The following is an 18,704-nucleotide window of genomic DNA, read 5'->3' as shown; positions in this document are numbered from 1 at the left end:
ACGGGCGGGCGTGAAGCGGGGACCGCCGCCGAACAGACCGGGGCCTGCGGCGCCTGCGAGAGCAGGCGCACCGAAGCCGGCGAATCCGTCGAACCGGGGGGTGAAGGCGGTCGGGCGGGGGGAGCTGTGACGCGCCAAAACCAACCTTTCCGCAGGTCGAGGCAGGACGCGGACGGCGGTGGCGTGGGGGCGCCGGACGAATCGTCGGGGTCGATCCGTGAGCCGTTCGTGACCGCACCGTGATGCTGGACGACGGGACGTTGTCACGGAATCCCAACCGCGGGCAAACGTCAGCCCGTGAAACACCCACCCGGCACGCCGTGTGCACGTCCGTACGCGCCGAGCGGTCGTCACCCGGTCGGGTGAGGCCGACGACCGGTGACCCGCCGGTAGGTCAGCCGGCGGCGGCGACCGGGGCGATCCGGTCCCGCGGCGAACGCGTCCGGCCCAGTCGGCAGGCCACGAGGTGCACGACCTCGGGGTCGATCGTCATGGCCATGTGGCCGACGTGCTCCAGCCGGACGTTCTCCACGTCGAGGTCCGGGTGCTCGAGCCGCGCGTTCCGCTGCGGGATGATCAGCTGGTCCATGCGACTCCACACGGCGAGGAACCGCGTGCGGCAGTCGGGGGCCGGCTCCTCCAGCTCGCGCAGCAGGTCCGACCCCGGCTGGAGCTGGCGGGGGACGAGCGTGGGCGGCAGCAGGTGCGCGATGGCCGACCCGCGGTGCGGGGTCCCGAGGGTCACCAGGGTGTCCACCCGGGCGTCGCCGCCGAGGCGCTGGACGTAGTAGCGCGAGATCAGGCCGCCGAGCGAGTGGCCGACGATGTGCACGCGGTCGACGCCGGAGACCGCGCAGAGCCGCTCGACGTGGTCGCCCAGGTCCCGCGCCGCCGTGCGGATGTCTCCGGTGAACGCCGTCAGCGGGCTGTAGTTGACGGCCTGGACGGTGCCGTGGCCGCGGCGCCGGAGGGTGCGCGCGAGGTAGTGGAAGATCGAGCGGTTGTCGACGATGCCGTGCACGAGCAGGACGGGCGTGCTCGAGCCGTCGAGGTCCGACACCAGCCGGGACCGCTCGTACGGCGGCAGGCTGTCGGTGCGGTGGTGGGCGTGGACGCCCCCGGGGCGCAGGGCCTCGTCGAGCAGGCCCCAGGGGTAGACCGAGAGGTGCACGGCGGTGTAGGCGACCTCGACCGCGAGCCCGCGGACGCCCGCGGGCACGCCGACGGTGCGCGCGGCGTAGGACAGGGCGCCCCAGGCCTGCTGCGCCATCGCGGCGAGCGAGCCGGTGGTGCCCGTCGCCGGCGTCGACGCCGACGACATGACCGGGGTCACGTCCATGAGGCCGACGTTAGGCGACGTTCACCGGCGTGTCGCCCCAGGCGCGTCATCAGATCGATCCAGAGTCGATCTCGTCGCACCGGCGGGTGAGCGCGGGTCCCGAACGGGTACCAGCTTAGTCTGCCCGGGATGACGGCCTCACGAGCCGAGCCGCGGACGAGCCCGCCCGGGCCTGCCGCGCCGGCGTACACGGGACGGGTCGGCGGGGCCTGGTGGGCCGCCGCCACCGGCGTCGTGGTGGCCGCACTCCTGCGGATCCTCGTCGTCGTGCTCGCTCCCGGGGCCATCGGCGCCCCCACCCGCGCGGCGGGGGTCCTCGCCCCGGTCGTCGCCCTCGTGGCCGCGCTCGCCCCTGGCCTGGCCACCCGGCGCGCGCGGCGCGCCCCCGGGGCGGCCTCGCTCGCGGCCCCGACCGCGCTCGGCGTCCTCGGGTTGGGTTGGCTGCTCGTCGACCTCACCCTGCTCCTCGATCCCGTCTCGGCGGCCCGTCCGGACCTCCTGCCCTCGGGCCTGTCGGTGCTCCCCGCGTCGCTCGCGGTGCTGCTGCTGGGGGCGGACGTCCTCCTGGTCGCGGCCGCGGTCGTCGCGGGCCGGGCCCTCGTGACCCTGGGCCGGGCCGGCGGGGCGGCCGTGTTCGGCGGTCACCCGCCCGGCGTCCTGGTCCGTCCGGTGGCGGGCGCGGTGCTCGCCGCCGTCGGCCTCGTGGCCGCGCCGTTCAGCGTCGAGGCCGCCGGCACGGGCTTCGCCCCGCACGCGGTCCTCGACACCGCACCCCCGGCCGGCGTCGGCGTGGCGCTGCTCGCCGTGGCCCTCGTGGTCGTCGCCGTCCTGCCGGGCCTGCGGCCCGCCGACCCGGCCGCGGACCCGGAGACCGGGATGCGCGTCCGCCGGGCGGTGCACACCGCGCTCGGGGCCGCGGTCGTCGCCGGGACCGCGCCCGTGATCGCGGCGTCGATCGCCCGGCCGGGCCTCGACGTCTCGCCCGGTGCCGTCCTGGCGATCGCCGGCGGCCTGCTCCTCATCGGCATCCCCGCCCGCACCGCGGTGCTGCGGTCGCGCGCGGCCGGGGTGGTGGCGTTGCTCGCGGCCGGCGCCGCGTTCTTCGGGGCGCTGCTGCCGACGACCACGCTGTCCGACAGCGCCCCCGTCGACAGCGGTACGGGGCTGCTGCTCCTGCCCGCCGCCGCGGTGCTCGCCCTGCCGGCCGTGCTCGTCGTCGTCGGGACCCCGCGGCTCGTCGTCCGGGCCCGCCCGACCCTCTCCGTCGCCTGGCTGACGGTCCCCTTCGCCGCCGGCCCGGCGCTCGACGTCGTCCTCGGCGCGGTCGACAGCGCCGCCCCCGCCGCCGACCCGGCCTTCGGCGCGACCATTCCCTTCCCGACGACGGGGGTCGGTGTCGCCGCGGGGGGCTGGGCCGTGGTGGGGGCGCTGGTCCTCGCGGTGCTCACCGCCGTGCTCGCCGTCGGGGCCGGGTTCGCCGAACGGCGGGACGTCGCCGGCGCCCGCACGCCGCTCGGCGCGCGTCCCACGGACGGCACCGACACCGTCGAGCCCGACCCCACGATGCTGCCGATGTGCGCCCTCGCGGCGGTGCTCGCCGTGCCCGGGTTCGGCGGCCCGCTCGCCCGTGACGCGCTCGCGGCGAACGCGGCCGGTGGGGTGTGGCAGAACCCGGGAGCGGCCGCCTGGGGCTCGCTCGCCGGCGTCGTGGGGGTCGCGATCGCGGTGCTGCTCGCGCCCCGCGCCCGCCCGGCCCGCGCGCTGGCCCTGCTCGCCGCGGCCGGTGCCCTGCTCGTCGTCCGGCTCTCGGCGCTGGTGCTGACCCCGCCCCGTCCGGGTGAGAGCGTCGGCATCGGCACCTGGGCGGCGATCGTGTGTCTGGTGGTCACCCTCGGCGCCGCCGTGGTCTCCGTGCTGCAGATCCGCGAGGAACGTCGGCCCGACGACGAGCCCTGAGCGCGCCGGGTGTGGCGGGGGTCGCCCCCGGTGCCCGGTCCGCCGCGCCGACACGCCGCTAGGGTCGCCCTCGCCGCCCCTGTGGTCGCCGCCGAGCAGATCACCGCCGTCCGTGCGACCCGCGGGGCCACCGCCGGAGTCCACCGACGGATGCTGCCGGTCAGTGATGGAGGAGTTCACGAGTGGACCTGTACGAGTACCAGGCGAAGGATCTCTTCGCCGCCCACGGGGTCCCGGTGCTGCCGGGCCGCACCGTCGACACCGCGTCCGACGCCGAGACCGCCGCAGGTGAGATCGGCGGCGCCGTCGTCGTGAAGGCCCAGGTGAAGACCGGTGGCCGCGGCAAGGCGGGCGGCGTGAAGCTGGCGAAGGACCCGGGCGAGGCCAAGGAGAAGGCCGAGGCGATCCTCGGTCTGGACATCAAGGGCCACGTCGTCCACCGCGTGCTGGTCACCGAGGCGAGCGACATCGCGGAGGAGTACTACTTCTCCTTCCTGCTCGACCGCTCGAACCGCACCTTCCTCGCCATGTGCTCCGCCGAGGGCGGCATGGAGATCGAGGAGCTCGCCGTCGAGCGCCCCGAGGCCCTGGCCCGGGTGCCGATCGACGCGATCGCCGGGGTCGACAAGGCCAAGGCGCAGGAGATCGTCAAGCAGGGGAACCTCCCCGAGGCCGTGGCCGACGAGGCCGCCGACGTGATCGTCAAGCTGTGGGACACCTTCGTCGGCGAGGACGCCACGCTGGTCGAGGTGAACCCGCTGGTGCGCGACCCGCAGGACCGCGTCATCGCGCTCGACGGCAAGGTCACCCTCGACGAGAACGCGGACTTCCGCCACGAGGCGCACGGCTCGCTCGTCGACGAGCGCACCGAGAACCCGCTCGAGGCGAAGGCCAAGGCCAAGGGCCTGAACTACGTCAAGCTCGACGACGGCCAGGTCGGCATCATCGGCAACGGCGCGGGTCTGGTCATGTCGACCCTCGACGTCGTCGCCTACGCCGGTGAGGCACACGGCGGGATGAAGCCCGCCAACTTCCTCGACATCGGCGGCGGCGCGTCCGCCGAGGTCATGGCGGCCGGGCTCGACGTCATCCTCGGTGACTCCGACGTCCGCAGCGTCTTCGTGAACGTCTTCGGCGGCATCACCGCGTGCGACGCGGTGGCCAACGGCATCGTCGAGGCGCTGAAGATCCTCGGCGACGACGCGACCAAGCCGCTGGTCGTGCGCCTCGACGGCAACAACGTCGAGGAGGGCCGGCGGATCCTCGCCGAGGCGAACCACCCGCTCGTCACCGTGGTGGGCACGATGGACGACGCGGCCGCGAAGGCCGCCGAGCTTGCCGCGAAGGCTGGTGCGTGAGATGTCGATCTTCCTCAACGAGAACAGCAAGGTCATCGTCCAGGGCCTCACCGGCTCCGAGGGCATGAAGCACGGGCGCAAGATGCTCGCCGCGGGCACGCAGCTCGTCGGCGGCGTCAACGCCCGCAAGGCCGGCACCCAGGTCGACGTCGACGGCACCTCGGTGAACGTCTACGGCGGCGTGGAGGAGGCCATGAAGGAGACCGGGGCGGACGTCTCGGTCATCTTCGTGCCGCCGAAGTTCGCCAAGGACGCGGTCGTCGAGGCCGTGGACGCGGGCATCGGGCTCGCGGTCGTCATCACCGAGGGCATCCCGGTGCACGACTCCGCCTGGTTCTGGGCGCACGCCTGCGCCAACGGCAACCGCACCCGGATCATCGGCCCGAACTGCCCCGGCATCATCTCGCCCGGGAAGTCGCTCGCCGGCATCATCCCGGCGAACATCTCGGGCCCGGGCAAGATGGGCCTCGTGTCCAAGTCGGGCACGCTGACCTACCAGATGATGTACGAGCTCCGGGACATCGGCTTCTCCACCGGCATCGGCATCGGTGGCGACCCGATCATCGGCACCACGCACATCGACGCGCTCGAGGCGTTCCAGAACGACCCCGAGACCGAGGCCATCGTCATGATCGGTGAGATCGGTGGCGACGCCGAGGAGCGTGCGGCCGACTACATCAAGGCGAACGTGACGAAGCCGGTCGTCGGCTACGTCGCCGGCTTCACCGCGCCGGAGGGCAAGACCATGGGCCACGCCGGTGCGATCGTGTCCGGCTCCGCCGGCACCGCGCAGGCGAAGAAGGAGGCCCTCGAGGCGGCGGGCGTGAAGGTCGGCAAGACGCCGACCGAGACCGCCGACCTCGCGCGTTCGCTGGTCTCCTAGGTTCGATCTGAGGCAGGCTGGGCCGACCGCGGAGCGATCTCCGCGGTCGGCTCGACGGCGTCGTCATCCCGGGAGGGCTCTTCCATGAGTGCAGGATCCGGCAACTCGGGGGGACAGCCCGGCTGGAGCGGGCAGCCGTACGCGGCGCCCGCGCCCCAGCAGCCGCGGCAGGCGCCGTCGTCGCAGCCCCAACCCGCCGTCGGGACGCCGAGCCAGCCCTTCGGGGGCGTCTCGCCCTACGGCGGATCCTCGTGGGCCGGGGCGGGTGCGCCCGGCTCCGGTCCGGCACCCGGTGGGCCCGGTCCCGGTGGACCCGGTGGTGGGCCCCAGGGGTCCTGGGGGCGGCCGCCCGCACCCACGCCCGGCCGCGGTGTGCCCGCGGCCAACCCGTACTCCGCGGTGACGGTGCCCGCGACCCCCGCGGCGTCGTCGCCGTCGTCCTCCCCGTCGTCGGCCGCGGTGACCGGTCCCGTCGACGGCGTGCCGGGTGGACCCGGTCGGCTCGCGGCCCTCGGTGCCGCCGGACTGGGCCTGCTCACCTTCATCGCGACGTTCTTCACCAGCTTCGACCCGGCCGGCCTGCTGCCCGCGCTCGTCGTCGGGGGCGGCCTGACGGTGGGTGCCTCGGTGCTCCCCGGCGCCCCGCGCACGGTGATCCCGGGCGCGGTACTGACCGTGACCGCGGCGCTGGTGAGCCTGCAGACCCTGTCGGTCACCGACGGGTTCGACATCGTGGTGGTCGTGCTCGCCGTGCTGACGGCGGCCGCCGGCGCGGTCGCGGCTCTGTCGGCCGCCGGTCTGATCGGCGGCGCTGCGCGCCCCGCGTCCGCCTCCTCCTCCGCGTCCTCCGTCCCGACGACGGGTTCCGCCGAGCAGCAGGGTCGGTCGCCGTTCGCCGGTCAGTCGTCGGGGCCGTTCGGGGCACCGAGCGAGCAGGCCACGCAGCGGGTCGCGCAACCGCAGCAGGCGCCCCGGCCGCAGGGGCAGGGGCCGTTCACCGGTCCGCCCAGCGGTGGCCACCGTGTCGGCCAGCCGTCGATCGAGGACTCGGCCGCCCGGACCCAGGTCGTGCCGCGGACGCCGGGGGCGTCGGAGTCGTCCGCGCCAGGTGCTGCGCCGGGTGCTCCTGCCGGATCGCCGGCCGGGTCGTCGGCGACCACCCCCTCCGCGGGAACGCCTGCACCGGAGGCCGGCTCGGCCTCCCCGGCGCCGGCGTCCTCCGCCCCGACGTCCGGTGCCTCGGCTGCTCCGGCGTCGGCCTCGACGTCGGGAGCCCCGACGTCCGCCGCGCCGACGCCTCCGGTGTCCGACGGCCGGGCGGTCGACGGCCGGCCCTTCGACGGACGGCCGAACTCGGTCGACCCGGCGGGCCGGGCGCCGGGCGGGGACCCCGCGTCGCCGTCGTCCCCGTCCTCGTCCCCGATGCCGGCCGCCGGTTCCCCGGCGCCCACGCGTGGCGGCGACGACCTCCCGGCGACCGCGATGATGGACGGCTCGGGCCCCGGCCCGTCGGCGCCGCCCGCCACGCAGCACGGCTCGCAGCACACCCCGCAGCACGGCGCCGAGTCCGAGGCGACCCCGCCGTCGGGCTTCCCGCGGCCCACCGGCTGGGGCGTCCCCGAGCGCTCCGACGGCACCGGACCAGAGGGCACCGACCGCTCCGACCGTCCCGGAGCGCACGAGTCCCGCTGATCTGCACCCTCGGTGGCAGCGAAGCGTCGTTGCTGTCGTCCAGTGGCAGGAACGCCACATTCACGACGGCGGGTGGAGCCGGGTCGCGGCGGCCCCACCCGTCGTCAGGAACGCGCAGCCGTGCCAACGCACCCCGGACAGGTTCCTGACGTCAGATGTCAGGATCGGGCGTCCGGCGTGGCAGCCCCACGGGGCCGCCCGGCCCTGGAATCGTCGGCGCGCGTGAGTGCTCCGGCGAAGGACGGTCGGGCGGAGACCGGCGCGGAGCCGGCCGCCTCCGATGCGGTGCGGCCGCGTCTGGCGGTGCTGGCCGAGGTCGCGCTCGTACCGGTCGTGGCCAGCTACCTCGCCGTCGTGGTCCTCGCCGCCCTCATCACCGCGGCCGCGTCGGGCACGACACCCGGGGGCGACCCGGGCCTCGGGCAGGCACTCGCCACCGGGGTGCCGCTGTGGCTCGCGGTGCACCTGGTCCCGCTCACGATCTCCGGCGCGCCGCTCGGGGTGCTGCCGCTGGCGCCCGCGATCGGTGTCGGGGTGCTCATCGCGGTGGTGGCGCGCCGCGGGGTGACCCGACTGCGCACCGCGGCGACCGAGGCACACCGGTGGACCTCCTGCGCGGTCCCGGTCGTCGCCGCGGTCGCGGCCGCACACGCCGCCGGCGGGGTGCTCGCCGCCGCGCTGTTGACGCCCGACACCGCCGCCGTCCCGGCCGACGCCTCGCCCGCGGCGGCGGGGGTCGTGGCCGGTCTGCTCGCGGCGGTCGCGGCGGGCGCCGGGGTGGTCGGGCCGTGCGGACTCGCCGCTCAGCTCGCGACGCTCCCCGACTGGCTGTGCCGCGGACTGCGGGTCGGGCTCGCCGCGACGGCCGCGCTCGTCGCCACCGGCACGGCCGTGCTGCTGATCGTCCTGCTCGCCCACGCCGACGCGGTCGCGGCCGTGTTCACCGGCGTGGCCCCGGAGGCGGGCAGCGGCGCCGGGCTGTGGCTGCTCGACGTCGCCTACCTGCCCAACGCCGTCGTCGCGGCCGTCTCGTGGGTGCTCGGCCCCGGCTACGCCGTGGGCGCGGTGAGCGCGGCCCCGACGGGCGCGGTCGCGGGGCTGGTGCCCCCGTTCCCGCTCGCCGCGCTGCTCCCGGCCGGTGCCCCTGCCGCCTGGACGGGGCTGGTCTTCGCGCTCCCGCTCGCCGTCGGGACCCTCGTCGGCTGGACGCTCGCGCCCTCCGACCCGGACACCGCGACGCGGCTGCGCACCGTCGCGGTCGCCGCCGGCACCGTCGGACTCCTGCTCGCGGTCGCGGCCGTGCTCGCGGGGGGACGCCTGGGCACCGGTCCGTTCGACCCGGTCGTCGTGCCGGCCGGCTGGGTGCTGCTCGCCGGGATCGCGTGGATCGGGGTGCCCGGCGCCGTGGTCGCCGTCCTCGCCGCGCCCGTCCCGCCGCGACCCGTGACCGCCCCGGCGCGACCCGTGGCCGAGCCCGTACCCGTCGTCGGGAAGGACGAGGACGACGACGAGGAGCGTGTCGAGGCCGACACGCCGGAGGATCCCCAGCAGGGCTAGGCTCGTCGCGAGGATCGTCGAGACGCCGGAGCCCAGGTCTGTGCACGGCGGCAAGGAGTCCCCGCTGAGCACGCAAGACCTCCCGGCCCCGCCCGCGCCCGCCCGCGTCGTGGTCCTCGCGTCCGGTTCCGGCAGCCTCCTGCAGGCGCTGCTCGACGAGGCCGGGACCTCGGGGATCGCCGTCGTCGGGGTCGTCACCGACCGCACCGGCATCGCCGCCCTGGACCGGGCGCGCGCGGCGGGGACCGAGGCCGTCGCCGTGCTGGTCTCCGACCATCCCGACCGCGCGGCCTGGGACGCCGCCCTCGCCGCCACCGTGGCCGGGTTCGAGCCGGACCTCGTGGTCTCGGCCGGCTTCATGAAGGTCCTCGGTCCGGCGTTCCTCGCCCGTTTCGGCGGGCGCACGATCAACACCCACCCCGCGCTGCTGCCCGCCTTCCCCGGCGCGCACGGCGTCCGCGACGCGCTCGCGTACGGGGTGAAGGTGACCGGAGCCACGGTCCACCTCGTCGACGACGGCGTGGACACCGGCCCGGTGCTGGCCCAGGAGGCCGTCGTCGTCGACCCGGACGACACCGAGGAGACGCTGCACGAGCGGATCAAGGTCGTGGAGCGCCGCATGCTCGTCGAGACCGTCGCGGCGCTGGTGCGCCACGGCGCCACCACCACCGGACGGACAGTGAGGATCCCGTGACCGACGCCAACGAGGGCCGCCGTCAGATTCGCCGCGCGCTGGTCAGCGTGTTCGACAAGGCCGGCCTGCTCGACCTCGCGACCGGCCTGCACGCCGCCGGGGTCGAGATCGTCTCCACCGGTTCCACCGCCGGGCGCATCGCCGACGCCGGGGTGCCGGTCACGCGCGTCGAGGAGCTCACCGGCTTCCCCGAGTGCCTCGACGGGCGCGTGAAGACGCTGCACCCGCGCGTGCACGCCGGGCTGCTCGCCGACTCGCGGCTGCCGGAGCACGTGCGTCAGCTCGAGGAGCTCGGCATCGCGCCGTTCGACCTGCTGGTGGTCAACCTCTACCCGTTCACGCAGACCGTGGCCTCCGGCGCCTCGCCCGACGACTGCGTCGAGCAGATCGACATCGGCGGCCCCGCGATGCTCCGCGCCGCCGCGAAGAACCACGAGACGATGACCGTGATCACCGACCCCACGCGCTACGCCTGGGTGCTCGAGCAGGCCAAGAACGGCGGCGTCACGCTCGCCGACCGGCGGGCGCTCGCGGCCGAGACGTTCCGCCACACCGCGTCCTACGACGTCGCGGTGGCCACGTGGATGGGGTCGACCCTCGCGCCGACCGACGGCTTCGGGGACTGGGTGGGCTCCACCGGCCGGCTGCGTCAGACGCTGCGCTACGGCGAGAACCCGCACCAGGCCGCGGCGCTCTACGGCGAGCCGGGCGACGCGTCGGGGCTCGCGGGCTCGACGCAGCTGCACGGCAAGGAGATGTCCTACAACAACTACGTCGACGCCGACGCGGCCTGGCGGGCGGCGCACGACCACGCCGACGACCAGGTCTGCGTCGCGATCATCAAGCACGCCAACCCGTGCGGCATCGCCGTCGGGACCGACGTCGCCGACGTGCACGCCCGCGCCCACGCGTGCGACCCGACGTCGGCGTTCGGCGGCGTGATCGCGGTGAACGCCGAGGTCACGGTCGCGGCGGCGGAGCAGATCGCGGAGATCTTCACCGAGGTCGTGGTGGCGCCGTCGTTCGCCGAGGGTGCGGTCGACGTGCTGGCCCGGAAGAAGAACATCCGGGTCCTGACGGCGCAGTGGTCGCCGTCCGCGACCGAGCAGCGGCCGATCTCCGGCGGGGTGCTCGTGCAGCAGCGCGACTTCGTCGACGCGCCGGGGGACGACCCGTCGTCGTGGACCCTCGCGACCGGCTCCCCGGTGTCCGACGCCGTGCTCGCGGACCTCGCGTTCGCGTGGCGGGCCTGCCGCGCCGTGAAGTCGAACGCGATCCTGCTGGCGCACGACGGGGCGACCGTCGGGGTCGGGATGGGGCAGGTCAACCGGGTCGACTCGGCGAAGCTCGCCGTCGCGCGCGCCGGTGACCGGGTGCGCGGATCGGTCGCGGCCTCGGACGCGTTCTTCCCCTTCCCGGACGGCTTCGAGGTGCTCGCCGAGGCCGGTGTCGCCGCGGTGGTGCAGCCGGGCGGGTCGGTGCGCGACGCGCAGACGATCGAGGCGGCGGAGAAGGCCGGCGTCGCGATGTACCTGACGGGGACGCGGCACTTCGCGCACTAGAGGTGGCCTGCGGCCCCGTGAGTACTTGTCCGTGCCCTGGCACGGATTTCTGCTCACAGCTGTGCGCCTGCTGAAGGTTCCCGACGGCGGGTGGTGCGGGTCCCGGGCCCGGCGTGAGTCTTCTCCGGTGACGACGCGTCGGTCCGGGACGCGTCGGTCCAGGACCCGGAGGAGACCGTGACCGAGCCGCACGACCCCGAGGACACCCCCACCCACGCCGAGGACGGGCACCCGTCGTCGTCGGGCGGGGAGGAGTGGTCGACCTCTCCGGCGGATCCGCCGACCGAGCCGGGGTGGGCGCGGTCGGAGGTGCCGGCGGCCCCGTCGGCCGAGCCGGCCGAGCCGTCGGCGGGGCCGTCTGCCGGGCCGTCTGCCGGGTCTCTCGCCGGGCCGTCCGCTGAGCCGGTCGGGGCTCCGCGGCGGTCCTGGTGGCGCTCGCGGCGGGTGCAGGTCGGGGCGGCGGGCACGCTCGCCGGGCTCGTGCTCCTCGGCGGCGGGTTCGGGGCGGGCTACGCCGTGGCGGACGCCTCGGCGCCCGCGCCCGCGACGCACGTGGCGGCCGCGAAGGCCCACCCGCGGAAGGGGGCTGCTGCTGCGGCCCGGCGGAAGCGGCAGGAGCAGCAGGGCGCCGCACCCCAGCAGCAGCCGGGCGCGGCCCGGCCCGGGACGCTCGCCGGGTAGTCCCCCGACCTGATCACGTCCGCTGTGTCGTTCCCCGGCGTCGTGGCGGACTGTCGGGGGGCTGGGTTACCGTTCTCCTCGTTCGAACAGGTGTTCGATGGACGAGGAGGCTCCCATGGCGGTCGCACACGACCTGCTGGCCGGTCGGGTCGCGGAGCTGGGGCTCGTGCGGGCCTCGGAGCTGCCCGCACGGGGTGCCCGGCCGGCAGCCTCGCACACGCGACCGACGGCGGTCCCGACGTCGGGTCCGGCGTCACCCGAACCGGAGCCCGCGCCGCCTCCGGAGCCCGCGCACGATCCCGAGCAGGCGCTGCTGCCGGTGCCCGGCGCGCTCGCGGGGCTGCTCCCGTGGGGCGGGCTGCGGCGCGGGTCGACGGTGTCGGTGCACGGGTCGACCGCCCTGCTGCTCGCGCTCGTGGCCCGGGCCTCGCGGGCGGGGTCGTGGTGTGCGCTGGTCGGGTTGCCGGGGGTCGGGATGGCCGCGGCGCACGAGGCGGGGCTCGACCTCGCGCGCACGGCCCTCGTCCCGCGGCCGGGTCCGCGCCCGTCGACGGTGGTGGCGGCGCTGGTCGACGGGGTGGACGTCGTCGTGCTCGGGGGCGCGTCGGCGTGGCGGGCGGGGGACCGGCAGCGGCTCGCCGCGCGCGTCCGGCAGAAGGGGGCGGTGCTCGTCCCGGTCGGCGCCTGGCCGGGGGCGGACGTCGAGCTGCACGCCTCCGGCGGCACCTGGTCGGGGCTGCTGGGCGACGGGGCCGGGCGGCTGCGGTCCCGGCGGGTGCACCTGCGCTGCGCCGCGCGCGGTCGGGCCCGCGACCTGCGCTCCGACGTGCTCCTGCCGGGTCCCGAGGGCGGGTGTGCCCCGGCTCCCGACGAGGCGGTGGGTCCGCTCGAGGTGGATATCGCGCCCGCGAGGACGGGATGAGTGCGGGAGAGGGAGCGCAGCGGAGCTCGACCTCCGGGGCGGGGACCCCGCTGCGGGTGGTGGCGCTGTGGTGCCCGGACTGGCCGGTGGTCGCGGCCTGCGCCGAGTCCGGCATCCCGGCCGACCGGCCGGCCGCGGTGCTGGTCGGGCACCGGGTCGTGGCCTGCTCGGCGACGGCCCGCGCCCAGGGGATCCGACGTGGTCTGCGTCGCCGTGAGGCACAGGCCCGCTGCCCCGACCTGGCCGTGCTCGGCCGGGATGCCGACCGCGACGCGCGGGCCTTCGAGGCGGTCGCGGCGGCCGTGGAGGAGCTCACGCCCGGCGTCGAGGTGATCCGGCCGGGGCTCGTCGTGCTCGCCGCACGGGGCCCGGCGCGGTACTTCGGCGGTGAGGAGGTGGTGGCCGAGCGCCTGGTCGACCACGTGGCGGGGCGGGCGCGGGTGGAGTGCCAGGTCGGGGTGGCCGACGGGGTGTTCGCCGCCTCGCTCGCCGCCCGTCGCAGCGTCATCGTGCCGGCGGGCGGCTCGCGGGAGTTCCTCGCGCCCCGGCCGGTCGTCGAGCTGGAGCTGGAGCCGGGGGTGGAGCCGGACACCGCGGGGGCCGACGTCCCGGCGACCACCGCGCGGACCGAGCTGATCGGCCTGCTGCGCCGCCTCGGGCTGACCACACTGGGCGACTTCGCGGCGCTCCCGGCCGCCGACGTCGCCTCCCGGTTCGACGCCGCCGCCGTGCGCGCGCACCGGCTGGCCCGGGGGCTCGACGAGCGCCCGCCCACCCGCCGTCGGGTGCCCGACGAGCTCACCGTCGAGGTCCCGCTCGACCCGCCGGTCGACCGGGTCGACGCCGCCGCGTTCGCCTCGCGCGCCCTCGCCGAACGGCTGCACCACGTCCTCGGCGACGCGGGACTGGCCTGCACCCGGCTCGGCGTGCAGGCCCGCACCGTCGGCGGGGACGACCTGGCGCGCACCTGGCGCTGCGCCGAGCCGCTCACCCCGTCCGCCACCGCCGACCGCGTGCGCTGGCAGCTGGAGGGATGGCTGACCCGGCGGACGGGTCAGGGGCGCAGCGGGGACGGGCTGACCGTGCTGCGGCTGGTCCCGGAGGAGGTCGTCGACGCCGGGCGGCTGCAGCTCGGGCTGTGGGGTGAGACCGGGGCGGCCGACGAGCGCGCCGGCCGCGCCCTGGTGCGGGTACAGGGGCTCCTCGGGCCGGAGGAGGTGCTCACCGGGGTGCCGGGCGGGGGGCGCGGGCCCGCCGAGCGCATCCGGGCGGTGCCGTGGGGCGACGAGCGCACGCCCGCGCTCGATCCCGAGGCGCCCTGGCCGGGGACGCTCCCGGCCCCGTCACCGTCGACGGTCCCGCCCGAACCCGCGCCGGCCCGCGTGCTCGACGCGGACGGACGCCCGGTGCGCGCGGCTCCGCGGGGGCGGCTGAGCGCGCCGCCGGCGTTCATCGGGATCGGCGACGGCGAGTACGCCCCGGTGCGGGCGTGGGGCGGGCCGTGGCCGGAGGAGGGGCGGTGGTGGGACCCGGCGGCGCCGGCCGGCTGCCTGCGGGTCCAGGTGGTGTGCGTGCAGGACGACTCGGACCCCGACCCGGCGGCGGACCTCGCGCCCGATCCGGTGGCCTCCTCGGCCGACGCCGCCGGGCTGGCGCTGCTGCTCGTGCTGCGGGGCGACCGGTGGGCCGTCGAGGGGATCTACGACTGACCGGGCGGGGTGGCGACCTGCCAGAGGTGTCCGTCCGGGTCGGCGAACGTCGCGGAGTGGCCGCCCCACGGCGGGGAGGTGGGGCGCTCGACCACCGAGGCGCCCGCCGCCTCCGCACGGGCGAACAGCGTGTCGACCTCGGTGTCGGTCTCCGCGGTCAGTCCGAGCAGGCACTCGGCGACCCCCGGCGCGGCCACCTCGTGCTCGCCGGTGACCCAGCCGAACCCGCCGCGCGGCACGAACATCAGGTGCAGCCCGTCGTTCACCACCACCTGCAGCGGCTCCGGGACGCCGTCGTCGGCGGGCTCCCCGACCGCGTCGAACCCCAGGTCGCGGTAGAAGGCGTGCGCCCGGACGCGGTCGTCGGTGGGCAGGACCAGGAGCGCCGGAGCCATGTCGGTACGGTAACAGGACTTCACAGTGCGAAAACGGCATCGACCTGGATCCGGTGAACGCGCGGCACGTTGTCGGACCCTCCCGCTACAGTCGAAGACGTCGAACAGGTGTTCGATCGTCGAGTCGGGAGGCCGGGGATGGGCTGGGGCAATCCGGCGGTGAGCTGGTCGGAGATGGAGCGGATCCTCGCGGGGAAGCCGGTCCGGTCCGGTGCCGCCCGGTCACCGGAGCGGACCGGTGAGGTCGACGGTCCGGGCACCATCGTGCATCCCGCGGACGTCACCGCGGGTCCCGTCCGCCGCCGGCCCACGCGGGACGAGACGCATCCCGGCGACGGGGGCGACTCGCCGGCCTGGAGCCGCACCCGGGCGCCCTACCGGCCGCCGCGGGCGCCCCGGCCGGAGAGCACGGCCACGGTGCCCTACGCCGAGCTGCACGCCCACTCCACCTACAGCTTCCTCGACGGCGCGAGCCAGCCCGAGGAGCTCGTGGAGGAGGCCCACCGGCTGGGGCTGGAGGCGATCGCGCTCACCGACCACGACGGGATGTACGGCGTGGTCCGGTTCGCCGAGGCCGCGCACGAGCTGGACATCCGCACCGTCTTCGGCGCCGAGCTGTCGCTGGGGCTGTCCGCCCCGCAGAACGGGGTGGCCGATCCGGAGGGAGAGCACCTGCTGGTCCTGGCACGCGATCCCGACGGCTACCGCGCGATCTCCCGGGCGATCACCGAGGCGGCGATGGACCCGCGGGCTGAGAAGGGCCACCCGGTGTACGACCTCGAGCGCACCGCGGCGACGCTGCGCGACCGGGTGGTGGTGCTCACCGGCTGCCGCAAGGGCCACGTCCGACGGGCCCTGGCCTCCGGCGGCCCGGAGGCGGCGGCCGCGGCGTTGGACCGGCTCGTGGGTCTGTTCGGGGCGGAGTCGGTGGCGGTGGAGCTGACCGACCACGGGCTGCCGGTCGACGTCGAGCGCAACGACCTGCTCGCCGGGCTGGCGGCGCGGGCGGGGCTGCCCACCGTGGCGAGCACGGCGGCCCACTACGCGACGCCCGACCGGGCCCGGATCGCGGCGGCGCTGGGGGCGGTCCGGGCGCGGCGCAGCCTCGACGAGGCGGAGGGGTGGCTGCCGCCGGGCACCGCCCACCTGCGCTCCGGCGCGGAGATGGCAACGCGGTTCGCCCGGCACCCCGAGGCGGTGACCCACGCCGCGGTGCTCGGCCGGGAGTGCGCCTTCGAGCTGGCGCTGCTCGCGCCCGAGCTGCCGCCGTTCACGGTCCCGGCGGGGGAGACCGAGGCGAGCTGGCTGCGCCACCTCGTCGACCACGGCGGCCGCGGGCGCTACGGCAGCCGCACCGACAACCCCGACGCCTGGGAGGTGATCGACCACGAGATGGCGATCATCGAGGGGCAGGGGTTCCCCGGGTACTTCCTCATCGTCGCCGACATCGTGCGGTTCTGCCGCGAGGCCGACATCTACTGCCAGGGCCGCGGGTCGGCCGCGAACTCGGCGGTCTGCTTCGCGCTCGGCATCACCCACGTCGACGCCGTGCAGATGGACCTGCTCTTCGAGCGGTTCCTCTCCCCGGAGCGGGACGGCTACCCCGACATCGATCTCGACATCGAGTCCGACCGGCGCGAGGAGGTCATCCAGTACGTCTACCGCCGGTACGGGCGGGACCGGGCGGCGCAGGTCGCGAACGTCATCACCTACCGGCCGCGCTCCGCGGTCCGGGACGCCGCCCGCGCGCTCGGCCACTCGCAGGGCCAGCAGGACGCGTGGAGCAAGCACATCGACCGCTGGGGTCCGGGGGCCGACCTGGAGGACCAGGTGCCGGGGATGCCGCGGGCGGTGGCCACGCTGGCCGAGGAGATCGCGGGCTTCCCCCGCCACCTCGGCATCCACTCCGGCGGCATGGTGATCTGCGACCGCCCGGTGGACCAGGTGGTGCCGGTGGAGTGGGCGCGGATGGAGGACCGCAGCGTCATCCAGTGGGACAAGGACGACGCCGCCGCGGTCGGTCTGGTGAAGTTCGACCTGCTCGGGCTCGGCATGCTCTCGGTGCTGCACTACGCGAGCGACTACGTGGCCGAGCACCACGGGCGGCGCATCGAGCTCCACGAGCTGCAGCCCACCGACCCCGAGGTCTTCGCGATGCTGGCGCGGGGCGACTCGGTGGGCGTGTTCCAGGTGGAGTCGCGCGCCCAGATGGCGACGCTGCCGCGGTTGAAGCCCCGGGTGTTCTACGACCTGGTGGTCGAGGTCGCGCTGATCCGGCCCGGTCCGATCCAGGGCGGGTCGGTGCACCCGTACATCCGGCGACGCAACGGCGACGAGCGGGTGGTCTACGACCACCCGCTGTGCGAGCCGGCGCTGCGCAAGACGCTCGGGGTGCCGTTGTTCCAGGAGCAGCTCATGCAGCTCGCCACCGACGTCGCCGGGTTCTCCGCGGCCGAGGCCGACGAGCTGCGCCGGGCGCTCTCGGCGAAGCGCTCGGCCGAACGGCTCGAGCGCATGCGGGAGCGGTTCTACGCCGGGATGGCCCGCAACCAGATCACCGGGGACCTCGCCGACCGGATCTTCGCCAAGACCAAGGCGTTCGCGAACTTCGGCTTCCCGGAGAGCCATTCCATCAGCTTCGCGGCCCTGGTCTACGTCTCGGCCTGGTACAAGTTCCACCACCCGGCGGCCTTCTGCGCGGCGCTGCTGCGCGCCCAGCCGATGGGCTTCTACTCCCCGCAGAGCCTGGTCGCCGACGCCCGACGGCACGGGGTCGTCGTGCACGGCCCCGACGTCACCCGCAGCCGGGCCGAACCCGACCTGGAGCCGCACCCCGACAGCACGGGCGGGGTCGCCGTCCGGATGGGGCTCGCCTCCGTGCGGGGCCTGGGGGACGAGGTGGCGGAGCGCATCGTCGCCGCCCGCGAGGCCGCCGCGTTCGAGGGGCCGGCCGACCTCGCCCGCCGCGCCGACCTCACCACCGCGCACCTGGAGGCGCTCGCCACCGGTGGGGCGCTGGCCTGCTTCGGGCTCGAACGGCGGGAGGCGCTGTGGGCGGCGGGCGCGGCGGCCGCGGGGACGGCGGTGGTCCGCGACGGGGCACGCCAGGACCGGCTGCCCGGGTCCGCGGTGGGCCTCGACGCCCCGGCGCTCCCCGGCATGTCCGCGGTGGAGCTGACGATCGCCGACGTGTGGGCGACGGGGCTGTCACCCGACGGGCACCCGGTGACCCACCTGCGGGCGGAGCTGGACCGACGGGGCGCCTACAGCGTCGCGGGCGTGGCGACGGTGCCCGAGGGGGAGCGGATCGAGGTCGGTGGGGTGGTCACCCACCGGCAGCGCCCGGCGACAGCGGGCGGGACGACGTTCCTCAACCTCGAGGACGAGACGGGGATGCTCAACGTGGTCTGCTCGGAGGGGCTGTGGGCCCGCCACCGGGTGGTCGCCCGCACGAGCGCGGCCCTGGTGATCCGGGGCCGGGTGGAGCGGGCCCACGACGCGCCGAGCGTGGTCAACCTCGTCGCCGACCGGGTGGAGCGCCTGGACCTGGTCGTCCCGTCCCGGTCGCGCGACTTCCGCTGACGCCCCCGAGGCCGTTCCCGCTGTCGGGGAGCGGCCTCGCTGCATGTCCGGGCACGCGAGGGTGACAAGAGGCAGGTCGGGCGCCGTCGGAACCTGCCCCATGTGCACTTCGGCGCGGGTGCCGCGCGGGCGGCCCGGCTCGTCGTCGCGAGGGTGACAAGAGGCAGGTCGGGAGGGTCCGGAACCTGCCTCATGTGAACCTCGGCGCGGCGCGGCGCGGGGCGCCGGGCATCGGGCCGACACGCGATCGCGAGGGTGACATCAGGCAGGTCGGGCGCCGTCGGAACCTGCCCCATGTGAACCTCGGCGCGGGGCGCCGGGCATCGGGCATCGGGCCGACACGCGATCGCGAGGGTGACATCAGGCAGGTCGGG

At 76.1% G+C, this 18,704-nt stretch carries 13 protein-coding genes; 11 read left to right on the top strand and 2 right to left on the bottom strand.

Features of this window, described 5'->3' with window-relative positions; translation table 11 throughout:
* Window positions 1–394: 394 nt before the first annotated feature.
* Window positions 395–1,339 (bottom strand): esterase/lipase family protein, encoded by a 945-nt coding sequence (locus tag BJ983_RS18650; RefSeq protein ID WP_179795202.1) that lies wholly within the window; start codon window positions 1,337–1,339, stop codon window positions 395–397.
* Window positions 1,340–1,468: 129 nt separating this feature from the next.
* On the opposite strand from BJ983_RS18650, the gene BJ983_RS18645 reads away from it, so the two are divergent.
* The 10 genes from BJ983_RS18645 (at window position 1,469) to BJ983_RS18600 (ending at window position 14,353) form a co-directional block, all read left to right on the top strand.
* On the top strand, window positions 1,469–3,295 hold the full coding sequence (locus BJ983_RS18645; protein WP_179795201.1) for a hypothetical protein: 1,827 nt from the start codon (window positions 1,469–1,471) through the stop codon (window positions 3,293–3,295).
* Between the two features lie 182 nt (window positions 3,296–3,477).
* Window positions 3,478–4,653 (top strand): ADP-forming succinate--CoA ligase subunit beta, encoded by a 1,176-nt coding sequence (gene sucC, locus BJ983_RS18640; RefSeq protein ID WP_179795200.1) that lies wholly within the window; start codon window positions 3,478–3,480, stop codon window positions 4,651–4,653.
* Window position 4,654: 1 nt separating this feature from the next.
* On the top strand, window positions 4,655–5,536 hold the full coding sequence (sucD, locus tag BJ983_RS18635) for a succinate--CoA ligase subunit alpha (protein ID WP_026204276.1): 882 nt from the start codon (window positions 4,655–4,657) through the stop codon (window positions 5,534–5,536).
* A gap of 84 nt (window positions 5,537–5,620) precedes the next feature.
* A complete protein-coding gene (locus BJ983_RS18630; RefSeq protein ID WP_179795199.1) occupies window positions 5,621–7,228 on the top strand; it encodes a DUF5336 domain-containing protein in 1,608 nt (535 codons plus the stop codon).
* Between the two features lie 222 nt (window positions 7,229–7,450).
* The gene (locus BJ983_RS18625; protein WP_179795198.1) at window positions 7,451–8,785 is read left to right on the top strand and encodes a cell division protein PerM; all 1,335 of its coding nucleotides are present in this window, start codon (window positions 7,451–7,453) and stop codon (window positions 8,783–8,785) included.
* 40 nt (window positions 8,786–8,825) lie between these two features.
* Window positions 8,826–9,479 (top strand): phosphoribosylglycinamide formyltransferase, encoded by a 654-nt coding sequence (gene purN / locus BJ983_RS18620; RefSeq protein ID WP_179795197.1) that lies wholly within the window; start codon window positions 8,826–8,828, stop codon window positions 9,477–9,479.
* Window positions 9,476–11,041: a bifunctional phosphoribosylaminoimidazolecarboxamide formyltransferase/IMP cyclohydrolase gene (gene purH / locus BJ983_RS18615; protein ID WP_179795196.1), complete on the top strand. Its 1,566-nt coding sequence runs from the start codon at window positions 9,476–9,478 to the stop codon at window positions 11,039–11,041. The genes purN and purH overlap by 4 nt, the downstream gene beginning before the upstream one ends.
* A gap of 177 nt (window positions 11,042–11,218) precedes the next feature.
* Window positions 11,219–11,722, top strand: a complete 504-nt coding sequence (locus tag BJ983_RS18610; RefSeq protein ID WP_179795195.1) for a hypothetical protein — start codon at window positions 11,219–11,221, stop codon at window positions 11,720–11,722.
* A 115-nt stretch (window positions 11,723–11,837) separates the two neighbouring features.
* Window positions 11,838–12,644 carry a hypothetical protein gene (locus tag BJ983_RS18605; RefSeq protein ID WP_246325616.1) on the top strand — a complete coding sequence of 269 codons (807 nt, stop codon included), beginning with the start codon at window positions 11,838–11,840 and terminating at the stop codon, window positions 12,642–12,644.
* On the top strand, window positions 12,641–14,353 hold the full coding sequence (locus BJ983_RS18600; RefSeq protein ID WP_179795193.1) for a DNA polymerase Y family protein: 1,713 nt from the start codon (window positions 12,641–12,643) through the stop codon (window positions 14,351–14,353). Before BJ983_RS18605 ends, BJ983_RS18600 begins: the two co-directional genes overlap by 4 nt.
* Here the strand turns inward: BJ983_RS18600 and BJ983_RS18595 are convergent.
* On the bottom strand, window positions 14,344–14,748 hold the full coding sequence (locus tag BJ983_RS18595; protein ID WP_179795192.1) for a VOC family protein: 405 nt from the start codon (window positions 14,746–14,748) through the stop codon (window positions 14,344–14,346). The two genes, BJ983_RS18600 and BJ983_RS18595, sit on opposite strands and share 10 nt — an antisense overlap.
* A gap of 138 nt (window positions 14,749–14,886) precedes the next feature.
* On the opposite strand from BJ983_RS18595, the gene BJ983_RS18590 reads away from it, so the two are divergent.
* Entirely contained in the window at window positions 14,887–18,330 is a 3,444-nt protein-coding gene (locus BJ983_RS18590; protein WP_179795191.1) for an error-prone DNA polymerase, read from the top strand.
* Window positions 18,331–18,704: the final 374 nt, after the last annotated feature.

This window comes from Actinomycetospora corticicola, from assembly GCF_013409505.1.
Lineage (GTDB): Bacteria > Actinomycetota > Actinomycetes > Mycobacteriales > Pseudonocardiaceae > Actinomycetospora > Actinomycetospora corticicola.
This window is presented reverse-complemented; position numbering and strand designations above follow the sequence as displayed.

What these genes read in the sequence shown, in the direction of transcription:
- sucD (WP_026204276.1), top strand. Translation starts at nt 4,655, where the DNA reads ATGTCGATCTTCCTCAACGAGAACAGCAAGGTCATCGTCCAGGGCCTC.
- BJ983_RS18650 (WP_179795202.1), bottom strand. Translation starts at nt 1,339, where the DNA reads ATGGACGTGACCCCGGTCATGTCGTCGGCGTCGACGCCGGCGACGGGC.
- BJ983_RS18595 (WP_179795192.1), bottom strand. Translation starts at nt 14,748, where the DNA reads ATGGCTCCGGCGCTCCTGGTCCTGCCCACCGACGACCGCGTCCGGGCG.
- BJ983_RS18645 (WP_179795201.1), top strand. Translation starts at nt 1,469, where the DNA reads ATGACGGCCTCACGAGCCGAGCCGCGGACGAGCCCGCCCGGGCCTGCC.
- BJ983_RS18630 (WP_179795199.1), top strand. Translation starts at nt 5,621, where the DNA reads ATGAGTGCAGGATCCGGCAACTCGGGGGGACAGCCCGGCTGGAGCGGG.
- BJ983_RS18590 (WP_179795191.1), top strand. Translation starts at nt 14,887, where the DNA reads ATGGGCTGGGGCAATCCGGCGGTGAGCTGGTCGGAGATGGAGCGGATC.
- BJ983_RS18605 (WP_246325616.1), top strand. Translation starts at nt 11,838, where the DNA reads ATGGCGGTCGCACACGACCTGCTGGCCGGTCGGGTCGCGGAGCTGGGG.
- BJ983_RS18600 (WP_179795193.1), top strand. Translation starts at nt 12,641, where the DNA reads ATGAGTGCGGGAGAGGGAGCGCAGCGGAGCTCGACCTCCGGGGCGGGG.